General features: G+C 49.3%; 25 protein-coding genes. 20 read left to right on the top strand and 5 right to left on the bottom strand.

The window, feature by feature from the left end:
* Positions 1-171: 171 nt before the first annotated feature.
* Complete coding sequence (locus tag ACGHZ6_RS06205) at positions 172-1,380, top strand: hypothetical protein (RefSeq protein ID WP_390617945.1); 1,209 nt, start codon at positions 172-174, stop codon at positions 1,378-1,380.
* A gap of 59 nt (positions 1,381-1,439) precedes the next feature.
* On the opposite strand, the gene ACGHZ6_RS06210 is transcribed toward ACGHZ6_RS06205, so the two are convergent.
* Entirely contained in the window at positions 1,440-3,152 is a 1,713-nt protein-coding gene (locus ACGHZ6_RS06210; RefSeq protein WP_390617946.1) for an arylsulfatase, read from the bottom strand.
* A gap of 174 nt (positions 3,153-3,326) precedes the next feature.
* Between ACGHZ6_RS06210 and ACGHZ6_RS06215 the strand changes: the two genes are divergently transcribed.
* The 9 genes from ACGHZ6_RS06215 to ACGHZ6_RS06255 all read left to right on the top strand — a co-directional run bounded on the left by ACGHZ6_RS06215 (position 3,327) and on the right by ACGHZ6_RS06255 (position 11,828).
* Entirely contained in the window at positions 3,327-4,943 is a 1,617-nt protein-coding gene (locus tag ACGHZ6_RS06215) for an AMP-binding protein (protein ID WP_390617947.1), read from the top strand.
* The gene (locus ACGHZ6_RS06220) at positions 4,906-5,082 is read left to right on the top strand and encodes a hypothetical protein (protein WP_390617948.1); all 177 of its coding nucleotides are present in this window, start codon (positions 4,906-4,908) and stop codon (positions 5,080-5,082) included. The genes ACGHZ6_RS06215 and ACGHZ6_RS06220 overlap by 38 nt, the downstream gene beginning before the upstream one ends.
* Positions 5,083-5,147: 65 nt before the next feature.
* Complete coding sequence (locus ACGHZ6_RS06225; RefSeq protein WP_390617949.1) at positions 5,148-5,921, top strand: enoyl-CoA hydratase/isomerase family protein; 774 nt, start codon at positions 5,148-5,150, stop codon at positions 5,919-5,921.
* Positions 5,922-5,957: 36 nt separating this feature from the next.
* Positions 5,958-6,599 (top strand): AMP-binding enzyme, encoded by a 642-nt coding sequence (locus ACGHZ6_RS06230; RefSeq protein ID WP_390617950.1) that lies wholly within the window; start codon positions 5,958-5,960, stop codon positions 6,597-6,599.
* A gap of 468 nt (positions 6,600-7,067) precedes the next feature.
* Entirely contained in the window at positions 7,068-7,727 is a 660-nt protein-coding gene (locus ACGHZ6_RS06235) for a TetR/AcrR family transcriptional regulator (protein WP_390617951.1), read from the top strand.
* A gap of 186 nt (positions 7,728-7,913) precedes the next feature.
* The gene (locus ACGHZ6_RS06240; protein ID WP_390617952.1) at positions 7,914-8,711 is read left to right on the top strand and encodes an enoyl-CoA hydratase; all 798 of its coding nucleotides are present in this window, start codon (positions 7,914-7,916) and stop codon (positions 8,709-8,711) included.
* A 49-nt stretch (positions 8,712-8,760) separates the two neighbouring features.
* Complete coding sequence (locus ACGHZ6_RS06245; protein ID WP_390617953.1) at positions 8,761-9,945, top strand: acyl-CoA dehydrogenase family protein; 1,185 nt, start codon at positions 8,761-8,763, stop codon at positions 9,943-9,945.
* A gap of 38 nt (positions 9,946-9,983) precedes the next feature.
* Positions 9,984-11,099 carry an acyl-CoA dehydrogenase family protein gene (locus ACGHZ6_RS06250; RefSeq protein WP_390617954.1) on the top strand — a complete coding sequence of 372 codons (1,116 nt, stop codon included), beginning with the start codon at positions 9,984-9,986 and terminating at the stop codon, positions 11,097-11,099.
* A 15-nt stretch (positions 11,100-11,114) separates the two neighbouring features.
* Positions 11,115-11,828 carry an SDR family NAD(P)-dependent oxidoreductase gene (locus tag ACGHZ6_RS06255; RefSeq protein WP_390617955.1) on the top strand — a complete coding sequence of 238 codons (714 nt, stop codon included), beginning with the start codon at positions 11,115-11,117 and terminating at the stop codon, positions 11,826-11,828.
* 4 nt (positions 11,829-11,832) lie between these two features.
* On the opposite strand, the gene ACGHZ6_RS06260 is transcribed toward ACGHZ6_RS06255, so the two are convergent.
* Positions 11,833-12,681: a helix-turn-helix domain-containing protein gene (locus ACGHZ6_RS06260; protein WP_390617956.1), complete on the bottom strand. Its 849-nt coding sequence runs from the start codon at positions 12,679-12,681 to the stop codon at positions 11,833-11,835.
* Positions 12,682-12,900: 219 nt separating this feature from the next.
* On the opposite strand from ACGHZ6_RS06260, the gene ACGHZ6_RS06265 reads away from it, so the two are divergent.
* The 4 genes from ACGHZ6_RS06265 to ACGHZ6_RS06280 all read left to right on the top strand — a co-directional run bounded on the left by ACGHZ6_RS06265 (position 12,901) and on the right by ACGHZ6_RS06280 (position 16,818).
* Positions 12,901-13,245 carry a DUF4405 domain-containing protein gene (locus ACGHZ6_RS06265; protein ID WP_390617957.1) on the top strand — a complete coding sequence of 115 codons (345 nt, stop codon included), beginning with the start codon at positions 12,901-12,903 and terminating at the stop codon, positions 13,243-13,245.
* Positions 13,246-13,306: 61 nt separating this feature from the next.
* The gene (locus ACGHZ6_RS06270; RefSeq protein ID WP_390617958.1) at positions 13,307-14,287 is read left to right on the top strand and encodes an AraC family transcriptional regulator ligand-binding domain-containing protein; all 981 of its coding nucleotides are present in this window, start codon (positions 13,307-13,309) and stop codon (positions 14,285-14,287) included.
* Positions 14,288-14,394: 107 nt separating this feature from the next.
* Positions 14,395-15,597 carry an acyl-CoA dehydrogenase family protein gene (locus ACGHZ6_RS06275; RefSeq protein WP_390617959.1) on the top strand — a complete coding sequence of 401 codons (1,203 nt, stop codon included), beginning with the start codon at positions 14,395-14,397 and terminating at the stop codon, positions 15,595-15,597.
* Between the two features lie 72 nt (positions 15,598-15,669).
* On the top strand, positions 15,670-16,818 hold the full coding sequence (locus ACGHZ6_RS06280; RefSeq protein ID WP_390617960.1) for an acyl-CoA dehydrogenase family protein: 1,149 nt from the start codon (positions 15,670-15,672) through the stop codon (positions 16,816-16,818).
* Between the two features lie 77 nt (positions 16,819-16,895).
* Here the strand turns inward: ACGHZ6_RS06280 and ACGHZ6_RS06285 are convergent, their stop codons facing one another.
* Positions 16,896-17,072: an AMP-binding enzyme gene (locus ACGHZ6_RS06285; RefSeq protein WP_390619149.1), complete on the bottom strand. Its 177-nt coding sequence runs from the start codon at positions 17,070-17,072 to the stop codon at positions 16,896-16,898.
* 65 nt (positions 17,073-17,137) lie between these two features.
* Here ACGHZ6_RS06285 and ACGHZ6_RS06290 point away from each other — a divergent pair, with 65 nt between their 5' ends.
* From ACGHZ6_RS06290 to ACGHZ6_RS06305, 4 genes are all read left to right on the top strand, one after another.
* Positions 17,138-17,389: a DUF1778 domain-containing protein gene (locus ACGHZ6_RS06290; protein ID WP_390617961.1), complete on the top strand. Its 252-nt coding sequence runs from the start codon at positions 17,138-17,140 to the stop codon at positions 17,387-17,389.
* A 168-nt stretch (positions 17,390-17,557) separates the two neighbouring features.
* The gene (locus ACGHZ6_RS06295) at positions 17,558-18,664 is read left to right on the top strand and encodes a phosphoribosylaminoimidazolesuccinocarboxamide synthase (protein WP_390617962.1); all 1,107 of its coding nucleotides are present in this window, start codon (positions 17,558-17,560) and stop codon (positions 18,662-18,664) included.
* 35 nt (positions 18,665-18,699) lie between these two features.
* Positions 18,700-19,071, top strand: a complete 372-nt coding sequence (locus ACGHZ6_RS06300; protein WP_390617963.1) for a hypothetical protein — start codon at positions 18,700-18,702, stop codon at positions 19,069-19,071.
* Positions 19,072-19,148: 77 nt separating this feature from the next.
* Complete coding sequence (locus ACGHZ6_RS06305; protein ID WP_390617964.1) at positions 19,149-19,523, top strand: hypothetical protein; 375 nt, start codon at positions 19,149-19,151, stop codon at positions 19,521-19,523.
* Positions 19,524-19,526: 3 nt separating this feature from the next.
* Here the strand turns inward: ACGHZ6_RS06305 and ACGHZ6_RS06310 are convergent, their stop codons facing one another.
* A complete protein-coding gene (locus ACGHZ6_RS06310) occupies positions 19,527-21,896 on the bottom strand; it encodes a fatty acid cis/trans isomerase (protein WP_390617965.1) in 2,370 nt (789 codons plus the stop codon).
* A 128-nt stretch (positions 21,897-22,024) separates the two neighbouring features.
* Here ACGHZ6_RS06310 and ACGHZ6_RS06315 point away from each other — a divergent pair, with 128 nt between their 5' ends.
* Together ACGHZ6_RS06315 and ACGHZ6_RS06320 are read left to right on the top strand one after the other, a co-directional pair.
* Positions 22,025-23,227 (top strand): OmpP1/FadL family transporter, encoded by a 1,203-nt coding sequence (locus ACGHZ6_RS06315; protein WP_390617966.1) that lies wholly within the window; start codon positions 22,025-22,027, stop codon positions 23,225-23,227.
* Positions 23,228-23,427: 200 nt separating this feature from the next.
* A complete protein-coding gene (locus ACGHZ6_RS06320; protein ID WP_390617967.1) occupies positions 23,428-23,898 on the top strand; it encodes a hypothetical protein in 471 nt (156 codons plus the stop codon).
* Here the strand turns inward: ACGHZ6_RS06320 and ACGHZ6_RS06325 are convergent.
* On the bottom strand, positions 23,889-24,647 hold the full coding sequence (locus ACGHZ6_RS06325; RefSeq protein WP_390617968.1) for a ferredoxin--NADP reductase: 759 nt from the start codon (positions 24,645-24,647) through the stop codon (positions 23,889-23,891). The two genes, ACGHZ6_RS06320 and ACGHZ6_RS06325, sit on opposite strands and share 10 nt — an antisense overlap.
* Positions 24,648-24,683 lie beyond the last annotated feature (36 nt).

Consider the following 24,683-nt stretch of genomic DNA (forward strand, 5'->3'; position numbering starts at 1 on the left):
AGAGAATACGTTGTCGTCTGAGTAGCGATTTTCAAAGTAAACCCCTCCAGAATCAGATCGAGTCGACATCAATCTCATAGTTGATTGGTCGACCAAGTTGGAATAATGTTTGGGTCGTACGCAGCCAACCAAGGCCGTCAAAAACAAAGTAAGTGTAATCGGAGATCCAAAATGTCTGACAAGACCTGTTCTTTTGACCTAGAAAACAAAACTGCTGGCGAATTGCTCAAGCGAAATATTCAAGAGGTTTTACCCACGTTTCTTAAGAATGTTGAAAAAACCGAAAAAAACCGCTGCGTTGATCCTGAGAATATTGCTTTGCTTAAATCAACAGGATTTACGCGTGCACTGCAGCCTAAGGCGTTCAATGGATTAGAACTTGAAGTGCCTGAATACGCTCCCATACTCATGGAAATTGCGGAAAATTGCTCGTCTACAGCCTGGATTGCAGGTCTATATGCTCAACACGCCCACGGGCTCGCCTTGATGAGTGAAGAAGTCCAACAGGACGTTTGGGGGCAGGATGAAAATGCTCTCATTTCTTCCGCCGTCGCTCCCATTCTGGAGTGTAAGGAAAAAGAGGGAGGCGTTATACTCGATGGGACATGGGGTTGGTCTAGTGGATGCGATCATGCGGACTGGGCGATGCTCGGCTTTAAGCGCAAGGTACCTGAATTAAATAATATGCTAGTACCGCATATGGCAGTCGTGCCAAAGGCAGACTACGAGATCATAGACGACTGGCATACTGCAGGCTTAAAAGGCACGGGTAGTAAAACACTTAGATTGAAGGAGGTCTTTGTTCCTGAGCACCGTATCGACACTGCTGTCGCTTTGAATGCAGGTCAATCCAAAGGCTTTGGCTCACATCCTGGAAATATCTTCCATGCTCACTTCATTAATTACTTTGGGTTAGGTTTTTCAATAGCCTCTCTTGGTATGGCTAAATCTTTTATCAACCTATACAAGGAGAAGACATCAAAACGCGTTCGTGCTTACACTGGCGCCAATATGTCTGATAATGCGCCGGCCTATATGCGACTCGCCGAATCCGTGCTTCAGGTCCGGGCTGCAGAAACCCGGCTGAAACAAGACTGGCAAGAAATCGCAAATCACTGTAATGAACGTAAACTCCCAGATGAATCCACCAGTACGAGCTGGAGAGTGAGTCAAACTTATGTTACGAATCAAGCGGTTGAAGCAGTCAATCGCCTTTACGCCGCTAGCGGAGGTAGTGCCTGGTTTGATGACAACCTTATGCAAAAGCTGTGGCGTGATGTAAATATGGCTGCTAGCCATGCGTATTCAGATATGGATGTTGCCACGCAGACGTTTGGCCGACATCTGATGGCTCTAGAGCCCGATATGGGATTGTTCTAATTACTTCAGACGGGTGTTAGTCTAAAATATTAGAGCTGCTTCCCTCAGGGGTAGCAGCTCTAATATCTAATATACCATGGTAATTCAGGGATGATTACGTTGGATTGTTGTTGATATTTCTCCCAGTGCTGAATGAGTGTTTTCAGCCGTTCCGGTTCCTGCTTAGCTAGGTTCTTTGTTTCTGCCGGATCGGAAGGCAGGTAGTAAAGCTCCCACTCATTGTTGCCATAGGGCCTGGGTAAACGTAATAGTTTCCAATCACCTACTCTAACTGCATGCTTCGTAAATAGCTGCCAACCCATATTGATGTTGTTTGCGTGTACTGTGTCTGCTTTGCCCTGAAGCAGCGGCATGATGGATTTACCTTCTATTGGAAAAACGCTTCTGCCTTTGAAGGTGTTGTTGTGGTTATCTATGCCGGCAAATTCAAGCATCGTTGGCAGGATATCCTTAACGGATGTAAAACCCTTATACCATTCAGGCCCCTCTTGCGTAGGGGGGCGAATAAAGGCTGGCGCTATAATGCCTCCTTGGGTTGGGTACCCCTTGTATATTCGATGAGGCCCTACACTTGCTTGAGCCCACTCAGGGCCCAGGCCTATAAATGAATCTGCATTCCCGATGTTTTCGTGGCTGTTGTCGCAACAAGGGATGCCCAAAACGGTAGCTAGCTCAATTAGAGGTTCAGTCTCTTGGGCTTGGTGGCCTTCAGCGCCATTATCGGATAGAAATACTATAAGGGTGTTATCGAACTCTCCAATGTCTTTTAAATACTGAATTAATACTCCTGTTGCAGAGTCCAGGTCATCGATCATGGCTGCATAAATTGCCATTCTTTTGGCTTCATATGCCTTTTCTTGATGACTCAGTGTGGACCAGCGGCGGAATATATCCTGGTTATATGGAACAGGAGTGACGCTATTTTCAAGGATGTCTAGTTCGACAAGCTTCTTTTGCCGTTGTTGGGCAAGTCTTTCAAATCCGTCCAGGTATTTGTCCTGATACTTTCTTATGGTTTCAGCTTTGGCCTGAAGTGGCCAGTGGGGGGCTGTAAATGCAAGGTAGGCCAGGAAAGGTTTTCCAGTAGATCTATCCTCATTGATATAGTTAATCATCTGGTGGACATAAAAATCACTGGAATAGAATCCATCTGGCAGATTAACAGGAACCCCGTCTTCCCTGAAGCTGGCCTGGCGCCTAAACGGTATTGCCGGTAATTCATTAAAGTGACCTGCTCCTCCGTCTAGCTGTACGAATGAGCGCTGGAACCCGTGCACTACGGGAGTGCTGTTAGCTTCATATCCTAGATGCCACTTTCCCGTGATGTATGTGTGGTAGCCGTTTTCGATAAATATCTCGGCCATGGAAGCTGCACGAAAGTTCAAATGGGCTTCGTAGCCTGCAATGCCCCTCTGATTCTTTCCGATAGTTTCAGGGTTGAACGCCCCTAATCCAACAATGTGATTATCAACACCTGTCAGTAGCATTGCTCGAGTTGGGGAGCATGCTGCAGCAACATGAAACTGTGAGAATTTTGTCCCCTCCTGGGCGATACGATCAAGATTGGGAGTACTGATTTCACTTCCGTAGCTTCCCAGGTCGGTATAGCCAAGGTCGTCTGCGACAATCAACAGAATATTTGGAGAGCTGGAAAGGGGGTTACTGGCTGAATTGGGGTAAGGTGTCGCTGGGGGTTGTCCATTCTCTGTTCTTTGCCCGCACCCTACTGTTACTAGGGTTAAGGCAACGATTATTGCTTGTATCTTCTTCATATTTGCTAATCTAGTTTACTACGGCAAAAGTCCCTGATCCCTGAGTGCGTAGCTGCATTGTTAATCTACGGTTTGGTGATAGTCATCGTATAGTTACTTGGTTGATCAATCAAGATCTGGTATTGTTGGATTCCTACGATCCATTTCAGGTCAAAAAGACGAGGGCTATATCTGATGAAACTCAAAGACCAGATCGATCACAGCTACCGTGAGGCAGCGGCAGGCATGGACATCCCCTGGATGCTGCAACAGTGGGTTGAAAAGACACCGGATAAAACCTGTTTGGTCTGGTGCCCGTTCGAAGGCGATACACAAAGCTTCACCTATGCCGAGCTATTCGATGCAGCCCGACGACTGGCTGCGGGGCTACAGAGCAGGGGAGTAAAAGAGGGAGAATTCGTCCTCTTGCACATGGACAACTCGCCCGAGTTCATCCTGTCTTGGTATGCCTGCGCGATCCTGGGTGCGGTTGTCGTATCCACCAACACGCGCTCTGTCGCCAGGGATATGAGCTACTTCGCTGAGGTCACCGAGGCTGTCTGCGCGTTGACCCAGCCAAAATATGCGCGAATGATTCGTGAGTCCTGCCCGCAGATTCGCTTCCTTGGTCTTGCTGACAATGACGCTGGCGTCCGCTGTGAGGACAGTGTTGACTTGCAGTCCGAGCTCGATGCGGTGGCGTTTGCCGATCTGTTTGCAGAAGAGCCCATCTCACTGCGCCCGGTGGATGCCAGTCTCAATCTCGGCGTGCAGTTCACTTCCGGCACCACATCCAGACCGAAGGCCGTGTTGTGGACACACGCCAATGGCATCTGGGGTGGTAAGACCGGCGCCCAGCACTATCGGCTGAGGAGTGATGACATTGCCATGGCGTTCTTGCCGTTGTTTCACACCAATGCCCAGTCTTACTCCATGCTGTCTACCCATTGGTCGGGGGGAACGCTAATCCTACAGCCCAAGTTTTCGGCATCGCGTTTCTGGCAGGTTGCCACCAATCACCAGGTAACCTGGGCTTCCATGATCCCCTTCGCCATCAAGGCGATCATGGATCAACCGGTGCCCGAACACAAAATGCGTTTCTGGAATCTGGGTGCACGGATAGGTCAGATAGAAGAAGTATTCGGTGTAAAGTTACTGGGTTTGTGGGGCATGACTGAAACGGTCACCCACGGCATTACGGTGGATATGGATCACCTCGGCCCCGAAATGACCATAGGTCGCGCGGCGCCGGACTACGATATTCAGCTGCGCCGCGCCGATGGATCTCTCTGTGAGCTGGGTGAGACCGGGCATCTCTTCATCCGCGGTGTCAGGGGCGTCAGCCTGTTCAAGGAGTACTACCGCAATCCAGACGCCAACGAGTCCGCTTTCGACGAGCACGGCTGGTTTGATACAGGCGACCTGATCCGGTCTGACAAAGACGGCTGGCTGTACTTTTCTGATCGCGACAAGGACATGCTGAAAGTCGGCGTAGAGAATGTTGCGGCCTCGGAAATCGAGAGCGTGATTATGCTGTCGGGAGTTGTCGATGAATGTGCCGTGGTGGGGCAGGAACACTATATGCTGGACGAAGTTCCGGTGGTTTTCATTATTCCCGGCCCTGGCGCTTCAGAACTGACCCACGCACAACTCGAGGAGACGCTGATAGCGCACTGTCGCGAAAACCTGCCGGACTTCAAGGTTGTACGGAGTGTGCACGTGGTCGATGAGCTACCGCGCTCCACGCTGGAAAAGATTGCCAAGAACGTCTTGCGTGATCGATTGCCGCCAATCACCAGTGATAGCCAGTGAACCCCGACATGTAGCTGGCGCCCTTCTGTACTTTTCTGATCGCGACAAGGACATGCTGAAAGTCGGCGTAGAGAATGTTGCGGCCTCGGAAATCGAGAGGGTCGCCAGTACACGTGAAATGCAGGTGCGCTGGGTATAAGTTTGTAGGTTGTGGCGACTAAAGACCGTCGCAACGAGATGCTAAGAGATAGTTGGCGGTCTGAAATGAGTTATGAAGCGATTGTAATCGAGCACAACAATGGGGTTGATTACGTTACTCTGAATCGACCCAATGAGTTAAACGCCCTTAGTCCACAAATGGTCACTGAGTTGCGCGATTACTTTGGCGAATTGGCCTTTAATCAAAAAGTTCGCATTGTTGTGTTGAAAGGGGCAGGTCGTGCTTTTTGCGCGGGCCTGGATTTAAAAGGTAGCCTCGACGTGGACACCGTTGAACCGGCATTACGGTCTCAGCGCGAAGTCAGTGAAATCATGATCAGAATGAGACGCTGCCCACAGCCGATTATCAGTCTATTGAAAGGCCCTGTATGCGGTGGTGGTTTTGCTATGGCCTTGGCATCGGATATTCGAATTGCCGGTGAGAGTGCGAAGATGAACGCGGCCTTTATGAAACTTGGTCTGTCGGGTTGTGACGTGGGCGTTAGTTATCATCTGCCTCGTCTGGTTGGTAGTGCTATTGCCTCAGAGTTGTTGTTAACAGGCCGTTTTATTTACGCCGATCGTGCATTGAGAGTTGGACTGGTTTCCGATGTGGTTACCGATGATGCACTGGAAGAAGCGGGCGAAGTGTTTGTCAAAGAGATGCTGGCTACCTCTGCAGTGGGTCTGCGTTTGACAAAAGAAGCACTCAATATGAATGCCGATGCACCGAGTCTGGAATCAGCGATTGCAATGGAAGATCGCAATCAGGTTGTGTGCCTACAGGGTGAAGACTTCAGAAAACAACTGGATGCTTTCCTGACAAAATCCTCAACGTAATAAAATTTCGGTGTAAAGACACTGGGTATTTGGGGCATGACTGAAACGGTCACCCACGGCACCATTGTGGATATGGATCACCTCGGCCCTGAAATGACCATAGGTCGCGCGGCGCCGGACTACGATATTCAGCTGCGCCGCGCCGATGGATCTCTCTGTGAGCTGGGTGAGACCGGGCATCTCTTCATCCGCGGTGTCAGGGGCGTCAGCCTGTTCAAGGAGTACTACCGCAATCCAGACGCCAACGAGTCCGCTTTCGACGAGCACGGCTGGTTTGATACAGGCGACCTGATCCGGTCTGACAAAGACGGCTGGCTGTACTTTTCTGATCGCGACAAGGACATGCTGAAAGTCGGCGTAGAGAATGTTGCGGCCTCGGAAATCGAGAGCGTGATTATGCTGTCGGGAGTTGTCGATGAATGTGCCGTGGTGGGGCAGGAACACTATATGCTGGACGAAGTTCCGGTGCTTTTCATTATTCCCGGCCCTGGCGCTTCAGAACTGACCCACGCACAACTCGAGGAGACGCTGATAGCGCACTGTCGCGAAAACCTGCCGGACTTCAAGGTTGTACGGAGTGTGCACGTGGTCGATGAACTGCCGCGGTCCATGCTGGAAAAGATTGCCAAGAACGTCTTGCGTGATCGATTGCCGCCAATCACCAGTGATAGCCAGTGAACCCCGACATGTAGCTGGCGCTCTTGGTATCTGGCTTCTCGCGTATCAACCAAGCAACTATTGTATAGGTGCTTGGTTGATCAATCAGGTTGTTGTGGTGAGTCATAGCCAAACAGCGGCACATCTCTGACCCGCCGACGAACATAACGGTTCACGGTGCCGGCCTCCTTTTTTTCACTCATGGAAGCGTGGAAGAGCCTCTATTTACAGATAATATCTTTATAAATCAATGGGTTATGATGTTCCTGTTGTTTGTTGATTTAACACGCCTGATGTCACGATAAATAGGCTTTGAGCTACTCGTAAGTCGGTTTCCCGAGAAGGGGGAAGGTTTGATATACTGGGTTAATATTGATGCTTGCAGTTAAACAGTTACCTGAAGTTAGTAACGTTATAAGCAAGCTTTAACTGATGAAAATTTAAACAGTATTTAGACCATAGATAACGTGGTCGCTAACAGAGGAAGATATGGGTAGCGCGGCAAAATCAGATACTAAATCCAAAAAAAATGACAAGGTTACTCGAGATAAGATCCTCTCTGCAGCAGAAGAGCTGTTTGCCCAGAATGGGTATGCCGCAACCTCTATCTCTAAAATTGCAAAGAAAGCTGGCGTATTGTCTGGATCTATTTATTGGATATTTGATTCTAAAGATGCAATTTTTTCAGCTGTACTGATTAATAGTAGTGAGCAGTGGAAACAGAGAGTAGATCGTAGTGGCATTTTTTATCCTGCGGTGCCTCATGATTATGATGAGCTGGAAGAGATGGTGACTAAGTCTCTATATGTTTTGAAGGATAGCCCCACCTTTGTGAAGCTGATACATGTGGCTGTGGTAGAGGATAAGACTGAGAATGCGGAAGTTCGTGATGCTTTGAAGTCTTTACGATCCGGTTGGATCCAGGATACAGATAAAAACTTAGTAGCTATGTTTACGCAATTGCCAGAGAAGCAAGTTCGAGCGATTGCAAGAAGGTATGGTCGGCTTTTGATTGGTATTGCTGATGGAATATTTATGAGAAACGCTATTGAGGCAACAAAATCTGGTCACAAGGAGATGTGCGCTACAGCTGCAAAGAGCATTGTTGCGGGTATTAAAGTTGAAATTGAAGCGCTAGAGAATAGCTAATCCTGCCTGCTGCCTTAGGGCTCCTGTAACTATAGGAGTCCTGACGTCACCCTAAGGCTTAATTCTTATCCCTCTCTATCATCTTATCCCTCTCTATCATCTTATGACCTAACAGGTCATACCTGATTGGCCCTTCTCTTAATACACTGGAGCACAGTTAATGTGTGAAATGGTAAAGAGAGGAAGATGATGAGTTTTAATCCCGTTAAGTTATCCACAGATCAGGTCACTCTTGGGGTGGAGGCGGGTGTCGCCCTGATTACCCTGAATCGTCCGGAGCAGTTAAACGCACTCACTAGTCAGCTTATTTCGGGGCTGGTAGAAGCCTTGGCTTATGTCGCGGAAACCGAGGCTGTTTCAGTGGCGGTCCTCACCGGTAAGGGCAAGGCATTCAGTGTCGGAGTTGATCTTAAAGAGCTTACCACCGACGCTTCCATGATGAGTAGCGATACCCTGGGGCTTAACGGCGCTATTCCCCGGGTCGTTTCCCAATGCCCCAAGCCTATTATTGGCGCTATCAATGGTTTCGCTGTTACCGGTGGTTTTGAGTTGGCGCTCTACTGTGATTTTCTTTATGCCGCTGAATCGGTGAAGTTTGCCGATACCCACGCACGTGTTGGCCTGCTACCTGGCTGGGGTTTGTCGCAAAAATTACCACGTCTCATAGGTATTAATCGCGCTCGTGAACTGAGTTGGTCGGGTAATTACTTTAGTGCTCAACAGGCCTGTGAGTGGGGCTTGGTCAACAAGGTATTTGCTGATGATCAATTGCTGGATGCGGCATTGGATATGGCTCGGCAGATATCTACAGCCATTCCGGATGCCTTATATCGAATCAAGGCCATGATGAATGAAGGTTGGGAAATGTCTTTGGGTGAAGGCCTGCAGATGGAAAGTGAGCGGTGTATTGCCTATAACTCGGCGTATGATCTTTCCGTTATGGAAGAGCGCCTGGCCAATTTACAGCGTCGTGCCAGAAAGTAGCGACACTGCCCGTTAATTTTCAAAAAAATGAAGTAAAGAGGTTCTATCAATGACGACTGAGCTGAATTCGTTTCGTGTAGAGGTTAGAGCATGGCTGGAGCAGAATTGTCCGGCTTCTATGCGCACACCGATGCCTGATGAAGAGACCCCCTGGGGTGGGCGTAATGCCAAGTTTGTCAATCCAGACACCAAATTGTGGCTGGACCGCATGATCGATAAGGGCTGGACGGTACCCATGTGGCCACAAGAGTATGGTGGCGCAGGGCTGGGTATTGAGCAGGCCCAAGTGCTTGAACAGGAACTGGAACGTATCAATGCGCGGATTCCTTTAATGAGTTTTGGTGTATGGATGCTGGGACCTGTTTTATTGGAACTTGGAACCGAAGAACAAAAACGGCGCTTTCTACCGGATATAGCCAAGGGAAAGATTCGCTGGTGTCAGGGATATTCGGAACCCGGCGCTGGAAGTGATCTGGCCGGTTTGAGAACCAAGGCGGAGATCAAAGAAGATCACTTTGTGGTTAATGGCAGCAAGATTTGGACATCAGAAGCGGATCAGTCGGATTGGATTTTTTGTCTTGTGCGAACCGATTTTGATGCACCCAAGCATCAGGGAATTTCCTTCCTGTTATTTGATCTTGAAAGTGATGGGGTAGAGCGGCAACCCATCAAATTAATCTCCGGTACTTCGCTTTTCTGCCAGACATTTTTTGATGATGTAAAAGTGCCGGCTGAAAACCTGGTAGGAGAAGTGAATGCGGGTTGGAGTATTGCCAAGCGACTACTTCAGTACGAGCGCCAAAGCGTCGGCAAGTTCCTTAACAAGTCTTTCGATATACAGCTGCACGATTTGGCCCTGCAATATGCGGATAGCGAAACAGGCAAGATCGATCCGGATTTACGTTCACGCATAGCTCTACAGACCATGCAGAATGAAGCCTTAGGGCTTTTGATTGAACGTATGGAGCGAGATGTTGATGGTTCTGGTTTAGGAGCACCTACCTCTGTGATGAAGGTCGCTATGGCAGATATCAATCACAAACGCGGAGAGTTAGCGATTGAGGCCATGGGGGCGGCAGGTTTGGCTTGGGAGGGTGACGATTTTACTCAAGAGGAAATCACAGAAGTTAAGGGGTGGTTGCGAGGAAAAGCGAATTCCATTGAAGGTGGAACCTCAGAAATAAACCTGAACATTATCGCCAAGCGGATTTTAGGTTTACCGGACCCTCGATAGCATTGTGAGGCAGTAGCGGAGAAAGTTGGAGAAAGTTAATGAATCTGGATAAAGAAAGTCGTCAAATATTCCAAGACAGTGCTCGGGAATGGTTGGTGGATAATGCGTCGATTACACATTTTCGTGCCCAGCGAGATAAGCAAACCTGTGTCAGCGGTCATGAATCCTGGCAAGAAATGGCCGCCTTAGGCTGGCCTGGTATTATGGTCCCTGAAGACTTGGAAGGAAGCGGATTAGGCATAACTGAACTGGGTTTAATTATTGAGCAAACCGGTCATCATCTGTGTGCCTCACCACTCTTATCGACAGGATTGATCGCTGTTTCTGCATTAACACTGTGTCAGCAAACGGATTACAGTCAAGCGAAGCTACGGGCGATCGCGTTGGGCGAATTAAAAGTCGCCTTGGCGCTGGAAGAAAATCATCACCACAATCCTCAAGCTGTGAGTGCCGTCGCTAAGCAACATGCTGATGGTTGGTTGCTGAGTGGCGAGAAAATTCACGTCGCTGAGGCGGGTAGTGCTGACGCTTTACTTATTAGCGCGCGTACAGAAGATAGCAATCGATTGGGGTTGTTTCTTGTCAGCGCAGAAAATATTGAAATCAAACCTTTGCAGCTGATTGATAGCCGTGATCACGCCAATATAGCGTTTGACAATATCTCAGTGCCAGCCGATGCACTTCTGGAGTTAGGCGATGAAAGCTGTGCGTTACTGGATAAAGTGCTAGATCGGGCTTGCATTGGTTTGGCCGCCGAAATGTTAGGTACAGCCACAGCCGCATTTGAGATGACGCTGGAGTACTTAAAGATTCGCGAGCAATTCGGTCAAATTATTGGCAGCTACCAGGCACTTCAGCATCGTGCGGCAAAGATGTATATCGAAATTGAGCTGGCGCGCAGTGTTGTTGAAAAGGCGTTACAGGCAGTGGATGAAGATAGCCCTGAAGTGGCAGTGCTTGCTTCGCAAGCAAAAGCTCTGATGGGTGACACTTTACAGCATATTACCAATGAAACCATTCAGCTTCATGGGGGAATTGGTATGACGGATGAACATGATGCAGGGCTCTTTATTAAGCGAGCACGAGTGACGGAATACTTGTATGGATCATCTGCCTATCACCGTGATCGTTTTGCAACGTTGCGCGGGTTTTAAAGAGAGGGAATAACTATGATTGATCTAACAGGCAAAGTGGCACTGGTGACGGGAGCATCCCAAGGGATTGGTTTGGGGATTGCTCGCAGCTTTCTGGCGGCGGGTGCTTCAGTGCATATCACCGGTACGCGACCAACAGCCAGTGATTACGATAGCGACTTAAGTCAATTTACTTATCACCAAGCGGATTTATCAACTCTTGAAGGCCAGCATGGTTTATATCGGAATATCGCCGAAATAGATGTGCTGGTTAACAATGCGGGTATTGTGCAGTCCAATGAGTATGAGGGCGAGGTCTTTCGCAAGACCATTGAAATGAACTTGAATGGGGTAATGGAGTTGTGCCAGCTTTATGCTGAAACACTGATTGCGAGGGGCGGCTCTGTTATTAATATCGCTTCCTTGTCTGCCTATTTATCCCTGCGAGACACGCCGGCGTATACAGCCAGTAAAGCCGGCCTTCTGGGATTAACTCGTGCCCTGGCTGATCAATGGGCACGAAAAGGCGTAAGGGTAAATGCTATTTCTCCGGGCTTTATACAAACCCGAATGACCGGTTCATATCAGGTGGATCCCCGGGTTGAGAAAAAGCTCTTGTCGAATGTGCCCATGAATCGGTGGGGGCAACCGCAAGATATCGGTGGGGTAGCCGTGTTTTTAGCGTCACCGCTGGCAGCCTATATTACGGGCGTCAGTATTCCTGTGGATGGCGGTGTGTTACTGCGATAACTCGCTAATCGTGTAACAGCGGGTGTTGCAAATCACCCGCGGTTAAACTCGATACATCTTGACCGTCGACAGGGTAGTAGGTGTGAATACTTAGGCGCGGTTCGGAAACATAGGCGGCCGGACCAATAGCGCCAATCGTTTGAGCAACGTTATAAAAGTGTACGTCATTGCCATTGACGTTAAGCTTGATGCGGAAACTGCTTATAGGGTCGAGAGCTGCTGCGCGTTGCTTCCAATTTTTCGGGATTTGTGGCTTTGATAACAGGTTATTGAGCCGTTGCCTGTTTTCATCATCGTTATCGAGAATAACTTCTTGTTGCAACCACATAGCCATCAGTGATTGCGCATCTGACCACTCTTCATCATCAATGCTCGTGGCCATATGGGCATAGAAAAAATCAATATAGTTTTTAATGCTTTGTAACTCGGCGGGTTCTACTGTCGATTGAAGTAAGCCTACCCAGGCCTTATTGACCATAACAACATTCAAAGCGCCATCGAGCAGAATGCTTGGGTAAGGATTCAGAGCCTTCAAAGATAGGGTCACTGCTTTACGTAACCACTTTAATGACGGTGAATTAAAATCCAACTTGCTGGAAGCCGGGCGGTAACCCGCAGACAGTAACAGGTAGTTACTATCCCGCTCTCGAAGCGAAAACTGTTTGGCGATTTTACCTACGATATCCTTGCTGGGATGCACATGGCCGTTCTCAAGGCGGTTGATATGCCGTGTTGATGAGCCCAGAGCTTCAGCTAGCTGTTCCTGGCTGAGTTGATAGGTGTCGCGCCAGAATCTTAGCAGTCGCGCAAAGGGAAGATCGTCTTTTGGGTTTTGATCGGAGGCGTTGGGCATATACCAAATTCGCTTAGGCTACTGTTAAAGATAAGCGGTGATTATCGCCAATCCTATTTACGTCTTTAAGTCCTCCTGCTCCTTACGGAGTTACTTGAGCATGTGTTAGACTATATCAAGATGTTGGTTGGTTGTTCAAGTAATCTTGTTTTATCTCCATCAACTGATCTATAGTTTAGCATTACTCGCTTGAGTGACGGGAATCCCCAAGGGCCGAATATGACTAGAAAGATATTTGCAGTTTCGTTGTTTGTTTCATTTGTAGCCATGTCGACATCTGGCTTGATGATGTTTGTCATAGAGAAGCCCTCATTTACCATGCAGATGCACCCTGTTCATAAACTCTTTGGTTTGCTTATGATTGTTTCGGTTGTGGGCCACCTAAGTTATAACTATCGGGCGCTATTGCAATACATCAGGTCAAAGCCTGTAGCTATTGCGGGTACATTTTTAGTGTGTGTGCTCATTTTGCTCTACGGAGTGGCTTTGAATAACGCTATTCCGGAGACTATTGCCAAGCCTTTAGATGAGCTTGCGAGAGAGGCTGAGGAGAAGGGGTTATAGTGCTTTAAGGAAAACTGATTCCGGAATAATAGCCCCTGAAATAACCGTATCGGAGGAAACTGTGTCTTCAGACGTTGCACAGCTGTTTCTACAGCTCTCAGATGATCTGGGGGTTGACCGTGACCAGCTTATCGCCAGTGCAGATATAGATCCCATTTGGTTGGAACAACCAGATGCATTTATGCCGGTTGATTCGCTTTATCATCTGACAAGGCAGTTAGCAACGTTAGCAGGCAGCGAGGATATTGGTTTGTGGGCCGGTCGAGCCAGCTTTCTTAACCAGGCAAGCCTGTTAAAGTATCTCTCTGCTATCTGTAGCCATTTTCGTCAGTGGCTGCATATGATACCCAGCGCGCCAGTAACCCGTGCTGGCATTGGAGAAACTGTGGTGGTCAGGGATGGAGATATGCTTTGCACCGAGTGGCGCCCCACGGTGTCGATGGCGGTAAGTGGCCGGTATATCGCCGATATGATGTTAAGTATGTGTCAGTGTATGCTTAATTCGGTATGTTATCGCCCGGTACCCGTTCCCAGGGTTTATTTTAACTATCCAGAGCCTGAAGACACGACAGTCCATCGCCAGGTGTTTGCTGGTCAATTGGTGTTTGACCAGGCTTTTTGTGGTCTGTTTTATCCTGCGGCTGCACTGGAGTGGCCGATTATCAAAGTGTGGGATGAAAAGTCCCCGGTCGCTGAAAACAATCTGCTCAGTATTATCGAAAAAGGCAGTAGCGATGGTTTTATGCGACGGCTGAGGCGCTCCATTGTCAGAGCACTGCCATCGGGTAAGATGACCATTGACACCATTGCTAACGAGCTGGCGATATCACGTCGGACTTTGCAACGTCGGTTATCCGAGCGCAATGAGGTGTTTGCCAATGTCGTGCAGGAATTGCGTTCGGCAATGGCCGTGCGTCTATTGACCGATAAACAAATACCCGTGACTGAAATCGCCTTCATGCTCGGCTACGCCGATATATCCTCCTTCTCAACGGCCTTTAAGGGCTGGCACGGCTGCTCTCCTAGAAATTTTGTCTCCTAAGTCTATTCTGACACCAAATAACAAGCATGTGGCACTAATCCTCAAGCACATTGATTAACGACTGACTATCATCTTAAGCACTCAACGATAATTAATAGAGGCTAAAGATGAATACAGATCCAGATACCTTAGCGGCGTTTCGACAAGAAGTCAGTGCCTGGCTAGAAGATAATATTCCTGAAGACCCCGGTTTCCTGTTGCCATTAACCTTTATGGAAGTGGGTACTGATGAGCAGCTGGCATTCTTAGTGGCCTGGCAGCGTAAAGTCTACGAAGCCGGTTATTTGGGTATGTCCTGGCCGAAAGAGTACGGCGGCCGCGGCATGCCTAAGGTTTATCAAGATATCGTTGATGAAGAGCTGGCAAATCATAAAGCGCCGATTATTTTTAACACCATTGGTTTAGGTTGGGCAGGTCCTCTGATTTTGGAAATGGGCACCGAGGCCGAGAAACAGAAATACCTTAAAGGCATTCTTACCGCCGAGGATATCTGGTGTCAGGGTTTCTCAGAGCCGGATCACGGCTCCGATCTCGGTAACGCACAAACCCGTGCTGTACGCGATGGCGATGAGTATGTGATTAACGGCAGCAAGATCTGGACGACTCACGGTCCCTACGGTAAATATATGATTCTGTTGGCCCGTACCAATCCTGAGGCCAAGAGCAAATACGCTGGCTTGTCATTCTTTCTCTCCCCCATGCAGGCGCCTGGCATTACCACCTCACCGATTCAGAAAATCACCGGTGAATACGGTTTTGCGCAAACCTTCTTTGATGATGCCCGTATCCCGGCAGAATGCTTAATGGGTGAGGAAGGCGAGGGTTGGAAGCTGGCCATGCGAACCCTGGAGTATGAGCGTAGTGTTGAGGGAGGTCAGGCGACCAGCTATTGTATGACCTCTATCTCCAGCGACGACCTTATCGAAACCTGCCGCTCGATTCAGCGCGATGGTAAGCCGTTATTGGAAGACCCTGTTGTTCAGGATCAACTGGTGCAGTTTATCCTGGAGGAAAAAAATCTGCAGTTGAATAATACTCGCGGAAAGCTACCGGACCTTTGTACGGATTATCCCTTGTCACTGATGTTGTCTGGCAAACTGGAAGCCACTGAACTTTACCGACGTATGCGTCAGTACGCGGTGAGTTTACAGGGCGCGAAGGGTGGTCTTTATATTCACGATAATGATGCCTTGGATGGTGCTATTTGGCAGCACGGCTACTTTAATAACTTCTCGGCCACCATTGGCGGCGGTACCAGCCAGGTTCAAACAAACATCATCGCAGAGCATGCGCTCGGCTTGCCCAAGTAGCTATAGAAAAGAGTAGTAGCGAAAAAAGTCAGCAGAGACAAGTAAGCAGAGACAAGAGTCAGGAGAATTAATATGGGTTTTGTAAGACACGAAGAAAATAAATCCTATAGCATGCGCTTTAGTGAAGAACAAAAGATGATTTTGGAAAGCGCCCGTAGCTTTTGTCAGGATACATCGTCTATTGAGCAGGTGAGAAAGCTATTGGAATCCGCTCAGGGTTATGAAGACAATGTTTGGCAACAGCTGGTAGAGCTGGGCTGGACCGGAATTGCCATAGCCGAGGCTTTTGGTGGTTCAGAATTGGGCATCGAAGCGGTAGTTCCCATTGTAGAAAGTATGGGGCGTAGCCTTTCGGCCACACCGTTTATCAGTTGCACCTTGGCAGCCCAGCTACTTTTGCGCGCGGCGAGCCCTGAGCAACAGCAGCGCTGGTTGCCGAAAATGGTAGAGGGCCAGATTGCGACCCTTGCGTTATTGGATAACGAAGATTGGGGTGCAGACAATACCATTCACCAGCTTTCTGATGATTTGGTATTAACGGGTGAAAAGTGGTTTGTCGATGATGCCGCGACTGCGGAACTGTTTATCATCCTCACCCAATATCAGGGCAGTGCCCGCTTTGTGCTAGTAGAGCGTAATCAGTTATCAGAGGGTGCGATAAAAGCCCATGCCTTAATTGATGAAACCAAGCGCTCAGCTAAAGTTGATTTTACCGGTGTTACTGTTTCGGCCGATGCCGTTCTTGCGGCGGATAATGTTGAGGCAATACTTGCCGATATTAAATTGATTGGCGCGTTGCTGACGGCCGCGGAAGCTGTGGGTACCACGTCTTCCTGTTTGAATCTTGTTGTTGAGTATCTCAACACGCGCAAGCAATTTGGCAAGCCGATTGGTTCTTTCCAGGCATTAAAACACCCCAGTGTTGATATTCTTATTAAGCTGGAAGGCGCACGTTCTCAGGTTTATCACGCAGCAACGCTGTTTGAAGAAGGCAAAGGGGAAATTGAACGCGATCTGGAAATCGCCTGCCGCATGGCCAAGGCATCCGCCAATGATGCCTTGTTGATGGCGGGCGACCGTGCAGTGCAGTTTCACGGCGGCATGGGTTTTACCTATGAATGTGATGCGCAGTTGTATATTCGACGTGCGCAGTGGAGTCAGCAGCAGTTTGGTGATTCTGCCCACCACCGCAAACGCCTGGCACCCTTGTTGTTAAGTTAGTTGGGGATGCTTTCGTAGGAGCCCTCTCCGAGGGCGACCTCTCAGGTGAGGGTATTCAGTTATGTGAAGAGCTTACTTTAAGCCTGACGCAATTCGACTTTCCTGACTTTGCCTGTGCTGGTCATCGGGAATGCTTCAGTTACCACAACGCGCTTAGGGGTTTCGAACCCGCCCAGAGTTTCTTTACAGTGAGCGATAATCTCTTCTTCTGAAGGTGAAGTGTCTGGTGCTAATTGCCCGCAAGCGACCGGTATGTTAACAACAGCCTACGCCCTAAATGTCTCGAACCATTAGCCTTTTGCAATGTGAGGATTACACAATGAGTCATCCAACACCAAAGGAGGCGCGCCTCGTAGCTTGTGTTTCGCAGGATGTACAGGAACTTGTGAAAAATGCTGCCAATTTATCTGGTACTACCTTGTCTCAGTTTATCGTCGAAGCTGGGACCGCGAAGGCTCGCTCCATTATTGATAGCGAACTCAGGATTAAACTAACTCTAGAAGGCGCTAATGCTGTATTCGATGCGCTGGAAAATCCACAACTGAAAAGCCTTCGATTGCGGTATCCCTGAGCTAAGTACATTTCTATAAGCACAAGCTAATAACGCGATAAAATGCTCCCTCTCTTAGAGATTAGTTCTTATTGAGGTGCTCCAAACACCTGCCAGATCGCCCCAGATCTGCTATTATCCGCCCCCTTAATTACCCCCATCATTGGATACTAGCTACAGGACAGCCACATGAGTCTTGCCGATCAGGTTCTCGCCGTTAATAACGACCTGCCCATTCGTACCGACAGCCCCGTTCACAGCGGTAAAGTCCGCTCTGTGTACTGGCTGACCGAGGCCGACAGCCGTCGCCTGATTGAGGAGAAGGGCTACCCGGTAGCGGCCGATACGCCGCTGGCGATTATGGTGATCAGTGACCGAATTTCGGCCTTTGACTGTATCTGGCGTGGCGAAGGTGGCCTGCAGGGCGTACCGGGCAAGGGCGCGGCACTGAATGCCATCTCCAACCACTGGTTTAAGCTGTTTAAGGACAATGGCCTGGCCGATAGCCATATTCTGGATATCCCGCACCCGTTTGTCTGGATCGTGCAGAAGGCTAAACCAGTGATGATTGAGGCTATTTGCCGCCAGTACATCACCGGCTCCATGTGGCGTGCCTATGCCAAGGGCGAGCGCGAATTCTGTGGTATCCAGATTGCCGAAGACCTGCAGAAAGACCAGAAACTGCCTGAGCTGCTGATTACCCCGTCCACCAAGGGTATTCTGAAAGGTATTCCGGGCGTGCCCGAGGCCGATGATGTAAATATCACCCGCGCCAATATCGAGGACAACTTCGAGGCCTTTAACTTCCGCTCTCGCGAGGATATTGACCGCTACGAAACCCTGCTCAAAGAAGGCTTCGATGTGATCAGTAATGCCCTGGCGGCTCTGGATCAGGTGTTTGTGGATACCAAGTTTGAGTTTGGTTATGTCACCGACGACAAGGGCCAGGAAAAGCTGATTTATATGGATGAGGTGGGTACCCCGGATTCCTCCCGCATTTGGGATGGCCCCAGCTACCGCGAGGGCACTGTGGTGGAGAAGTCCAAAGAGGAGTTCCGCCAGTTCCTGCTCAATCACTTCCCGGATCCAGACATCCTGCTGAATAAAGAGCGTATGGATGAGCGTGAAGCCCTGGCCCGTGATAACGAGCTGCCACTGGATGCGCTGATGATGGTATCCAAGACCTATACTGGTATAGCCGAGAAGATCACCGGCCGGAAGATCGAGCTATCCGCCAATCCAAAAGCGGAAATTATCGATATTCTACGTAAGGACTACGGCTTAATTAGCGACTAAACTTATTCCTAAGTGCTTTGTGCGTGAGGGATAACATGCCAAATTTTGGCTGTATTGCGTTACTCGAACTGCGGGGACAGGTGGTACATACCTATCCCCAAGGTGATTTTGATGTGACCTCGCTTAATGAAGCCTTTGAGAATATCGTAAAGACGGTGGCAGGGACTGAGCGATGGGTTCTCTTCGAGCATACCTCCGCTAATGCCGGGCTCACCACTTCCTCGATGTCGCGATTGATGGAGCTCTACACCGAGATGGCCAAACTTGGCTGCCAAGGCATTGCCATTGGTGGTGATTCTCTCTTCCTGCAAATAATTCCCAACTATATTCCCCAGGATTTTATTATTCCGGTTAAGGTCAGTAAGGATGATCAAATGCTTACAGCTTTTTTAGAATCGCTGTTATAAGGCCTTAATATGATCTTATTGACTGATGGTCAGTCTAGGGCCTAAATTAACAACTACATCGCCAAGGCATAGAAAGGATGTTCGGAGATTTAGCGCCTATAGAACGCAAAGGCTTGTTTGTGCATACCTCTCCCAAGGGAGACTTTGATACTCAGCAGATGATTGATGCCTATAAAGAGGTGTTCGCCAAGGCTGAAGGCCTGGAACACTGGGTTTTATTTGAGCATCCACACACTTCTGCCGGTTTTACCACATCCGCGTTACAGGAATTAATTAATAATTACCGTATGGCGGCTGATAAGGGCTGTGTCGGTATTATGGTGGGTGGAAGCTCTATTTTTAAACAGATTTTGGATAACCATATTCCAGCGGACTTTCCTATCCCGGTTAACATCAGTGATGATGAAGATAGCCTAAAAGCCTATGCGGAAGCGTTGTTACAACAGCGTTAACGATTAGCGGTTTTCCAGCCGGTTAAAGTCCAGAAGACCATAATTTATCGGCGACGCTTTTTTAAAGGTGTTGTGAAGCTTATCGCTGTGCTGCCAAAAGTCTGCAGCCGTACGGCGTACGCCATAACTATCCATAAACGCGCGATAATCTTCTTCGCTATTCAGTGTCGCCAGGGCCGAGGCCATCGCCTCCAGTTGGCTGTCTTTAACATGCCAAAAGGCGCCGGGGTAGGTACCTATTAGCCCTTTCACTACCGTAATGTCATCGCGTTCCGGGCGGCGATTGGCATCTTCTCGCAATAAACTATCGATATTGCTGTGGGCGTTGTTGCGCAGCACTGTGTATAAGTGCAACTGCCCTTGTTTATCTTCCACACTTAAAAACGTGACCTGTGGCAACAGAGTTGCTGTGGGGGCTTTAAGGTAACCGATTTGTTTTAACCAGCGCCGCTGCAGTTCTGGAATGGTGTTATTGGCAAGGGTATAACGATGATCGAGCACGGGATTGAGTTTTTCGACCAGAATATCGAATAATTCCTGGCGCGGATTATCCGTGCTGTAGTTCATTGCGGTAGGTTGGAAAAACAGTTTACTGCTTTCTTTTACGTAGTTATGCACAATACCGCTGGTGCCTTCGTACCATTCCGCCCAGATTTTTTCCTGCTCTTCATGGGGCAATAAAATCAGGAAATTAAACTCGGCTTCCATACGCAGAAAATCCATATACAGGCGTGTCAGCAGTTGGTGGCCGACATTACCGTAAACATCAAAACCTGCCACCAGCAGATAGTGAATGCGCTCCAGGATTGGATAACCTATAACCCAGGCGGTTTGCGGCGTGTCACCCACCAAACCTTTTACTACTGTGGCGCTGTCAAAATGGCGGAACACGGTTAGGGCGGCATTGGGGTTTTTGCCTTCGCCATCCCAGATTAAATCGGTAGTGAGCTTTAGGCGGCCGTTTTCCCCCAGCACCTGATTGCCAACTTCGTATTTGGCTTTTAAATAATCCCGTTGGCGATTGGAGTATTGTGTCCAGCGGCTAATCGGGCGCAGGGTGCTTTCCGCTTCGGCAGGCAGGCGCAGATGTTTACTTTGTTGCGCAAGAAAGGCGGCGCTTTCGGCAGGGTTAATGGTGTCGGGGTCTTCAAAAAATACCCAGAAGCGATCGCGAATAACATTTAACGCGACCTGGCCGCGGCACACGGGGCCTTTAATAAAACCCATGATGGTGAACTCGGCTTCTTCAAGCATAAAACGGTAGCGTGAAGCCACAGGCAATTGCTCAAAGGCTTTAAACGGGTTGCTGGCCACCTCAGGTGTGTAATTGGGTAAATGGTTGACGCTGTATTCTTCCTCGTAAAACCATTGCTGCCATTGTTGTTTACGTTTGGCGCTCAACGGGTAGGGCATATGGGTTTTGGCCAGCAGGCTGGATTGATCCCATTGCAGGCGATAGTAAATTGTATCCGCGCCGGGATCATCGTAAGGGCGCCGTGTCGGTACTATATCGATGGGTTCACCGGGCGGTGTGTAGGATCTCACCAGCTTAAAGAAAATGTTGTCGCTCGAGTGTAAATCTTCAAAGTACAGATGGGCGAGGAACAGGTGTTCATAAATATAGCGATTAACCAATTGCGCTTTGAGTGAAGGCTGATTAAAAAAGGCTTCCCACTGTTTAACTTGCGCAGTGTATTGTGCTGGCAATGGTGTGGCTTCAGGCATAGGGGCGCCAGCATCCAACCAGGCGGTTAGTGTTGAATGTTCCCGATCATTGAGCGCGGGCAGAGCGTAGGGCATGCCCCATAGAGGGAAGCGGGCTTGAAACAGATCCAGCTCTTCGGCTTTTGGGCACTGATGTTCACGGTAAGTGCCCAATGTAAAGCTATCCGGCAATAGCGCTTCGGTGGGCAGCGGATGCTGACGTTTTTGTTCCAGCAAACGATACATTAATCCGGCCTGGCGATTGGCTACGGGCGACTGTTGGCGTTCGTTGAGTACCGGGAAAAACCCTTTATCACGCCAGGCTTGCGTCGATTTGGCGTCGATATTTAAGCGCAAGGGTTCTGCCTCTAACAGGCGCGCGCCGTCGTAAACCAGATCTTTGCTGGCGCCGCGATCAATACCTTCGAGGGAGGTAAGTTTTAGTTGGCAGGGCGCGTCGTAACAACCGTGGCAGACGCTACAGCGCTGCTCAATAATCGGTTTAACATCGTTGTTATAGGTTTTTCCCCACTCTGCATTGTGTGCTACTTGTCGGTCTTGCACTTGGGGGGAGCCAAAACGGCTGGTGAGATCCATGCCGGCCAAGACTGCGCAGCCAGAAATAAACAGGCAGAGAGCTGCCAGGCGAACTGCTTTATGAAAGGGCATGGAAAATCCTTATGGTACCGCTGTGTTGTTAAGAATGTTTAGCTAAGAGCGTGCTGTCAATAATAAGCCCGATGGTCTATTAACTATAGTTGCATTACCGGATTTGTTGATCTGCGTCAGGGCTCTCTATGGGACACAATACTTGCAAGGTAATTCCGTTACTATTTTTCTCTCCGTTATTTTTCTCACACCAATCTGCAGCGGGTGGCTTATGGCTAAATGAATACGGCACTCCGGCCATGGGCCGGGCTCGCGCCGGAGCGGCGGCCGGCGTAAATGATGCTTCGACCGTACACCATAACCCCGCCACCATGTCTCGCCTTGAGCGGGAGCAGTGGATGGCATCCGGCGGCATTGTATATTCCAGTGTGGAGTTTGATCTTGAACGTAACAGCCTCGTTAATGGTACGGATGCAGGTGATGATGCCGGCGGCCTGGCACCGGGGGCATCGGTATTTTATGTAAACCCACATTTTAATGGTCAGTGGAGTTGGGGCATCAGCGCTGCGGCCTTGGCTGGTTCCGTATTGGATTATGACGATAGTTGGGCCGGTCGATTTCAGGCCACGGAAGTTAATCTGGCAACAGTAGGGGTTGCCCCAGGGTTAAGCTATCAGGTCAATGATTGGTTATCCCTTGGCGCAAATCTACAGCTGGTGTATGCCAGGCTGGAAGTGAAACTGGAAGTCCCCATCGTTAATCAGGAAGCAAAGATTGACGGTGACGATACTCGCTTGGGATATGTGTTGGGCGCCGCCGCTGAGCTGACGCCGCACACTCGTATCGGGTTGGTCTATCAATCAGAACTGGATTTTGAATTTAGTGGTGATGCCAAGCTGCCTGCTGGCAGTAATGTGGGTGTTGATACGGGATTACCGCTGGCAGCTTATACGCGCCTGGCGCTAACCCATGAGTTAAACGATGCGTTTAATCTGCACGCGACTTGGGGGTGGGATGATTGGGGCAGCCTCGACAACGTTAATCTGACGACCAACAGTGGTGGGGTAGCGCTGGCGGCCAACTGGGATGACACCTACCACTATGCCCTGGGGCTTGAATATAAAGCCAGCGCGCAATGGACATTTTCCACCGGTGTGGCCTACGACACCAACCCGGTATCGAAATACGATCGCAATGCCCAGTTGCCGGTTGATCGGCAGGTGCGCTATGCCTTTGGCGCTCAGTATCAACAGCGCGATAATTTCTCGCTAGGTGGGCAGCTGGTTTATGCCGACCTGGGCAAAGCCAAAATCGAAGGCCTGGGCTATGGCGGTGAGTTTGAAACCAATCAGGTGTTTTTTATTTCTATCAACGCCAATTGGTGGCTCTAATAGGGCCCAGTAAAGAGCCCGTAAAACATGAAAGTAACTTGAACGCCAGTATCAAATTGATGTGGCATTAGTGCTTGGACTTTATACAATCTGCGTGTATTCTAGGCGCCAATAATCATAACGACGGATCTGGCGGGTAGGGTACTTCTTGGGGATTTCTTAAGAGTTCTTCACCTGCTCCGATATCTAGCGGAGTTGTCATGAAACTAGTTTATCTCTTCAATAAAGCCAAAACCCTGGCTTTGGGGGCTGTAACAGCTTTCGGATTGGTGGGTTTTGCTCAGGCGGAAGCCGACCTCAATGAGCGCTATCAGGCAGCCGATGTAGTCGCTCTGGTTAAAATCGTACATGTTCGCGGTCTGGTCAATACGGCCATGAGTATGCCGGGCATGATGGCCGTAGAAGCCTATAACTACCATGCAGCAGTGACCCATAACTGGAAGGGCACAAGAGATAACGCCACCGTGGCCTTTATGGTAAGTCTTTCGGACTGTACCCAGCGCTTACAGGAAGAGCAGGAATACGTGGTATTAAGCCAAGCCAACAAACAGGACCAGCAGCAGAGCTACAGCTGCGATAGTCTGGTACCCAAAGAGCGGGCTGAATCCTTGATGGCTAATCTGGATGCCTTAAATAGCACTCAAATTGCCCATCAGCTAACTCATCGGTAAATCTCCGATGTGATTTGGCCTGGGGCCCGGCGACGATTTTTCGCCAGCCCTCGGGTCTGTAGCAGGCCTGTCATCTCTCGCACCATATCCGGATGACCACACAGCATCACCTGCGTTTGATCTGCCCCTATCTGCAAGCCCGCACTATCTTCCAGCCAGCCTGACTTTAATGCCTCTGTAACACGTTGCGTGTAAGCACCCACTACCGTTTCGCGGGTAATGGTGTAGAGGACCTGCAACCGCCCCGGGTATTGGGACTGCAATTGTGCCAGCAGCGCGGAATAGGTTTTATCGGCCAGTTGTTTGATGCCATGGACGAGTACTATTTGTTGATAATCCTGCCAGGGCCGCGGGGTTTGCAGTATTGACAGGAAGGGGCCAATACCGGTGCCGGTGGCGATTAGCCAGAGCTGTTGGGCTTTTGGCACTTCATCCAGTGTAAAGAAGCCATTGCCTTGGCCTGTGGCCCAAAGCTGGTCACCTTCCTGTAGATCGAACAGTGGGCGGGAAAGAGGGCCATCGGGGACGCGGTTAAAATAGATTTCCCAGCGCTCATCGGTTGGCGCATTGACCAGTGAATAGGGGCGGGCGACAAATTCTTTCTCTCCGTCTACCTCTACTTCCAGACCAACGCGGATAAATTGTCCGGCCTGAATCTTTGGCTGCTGTGGCGGCTCAAACCACAGAGTGCAAAGATCTTCGGTCCATTGCTGGCGCTGCAAGATGGTACAGGGTTGTCCTTTATCCATAGCTATTGGTCGCTTATACCCGGTATCTATTGATTA

The organism is Maricurvus nonylphenolicus (genome assembly GCF_042854845.1).
Classification (GTDB): Bacteria; Pseudomonadota; Gammaproteobacteria; order Pseudomonadales; family Cellvibrionaceae; genus Maricurvus; species Maricurvus nonylphenolicus.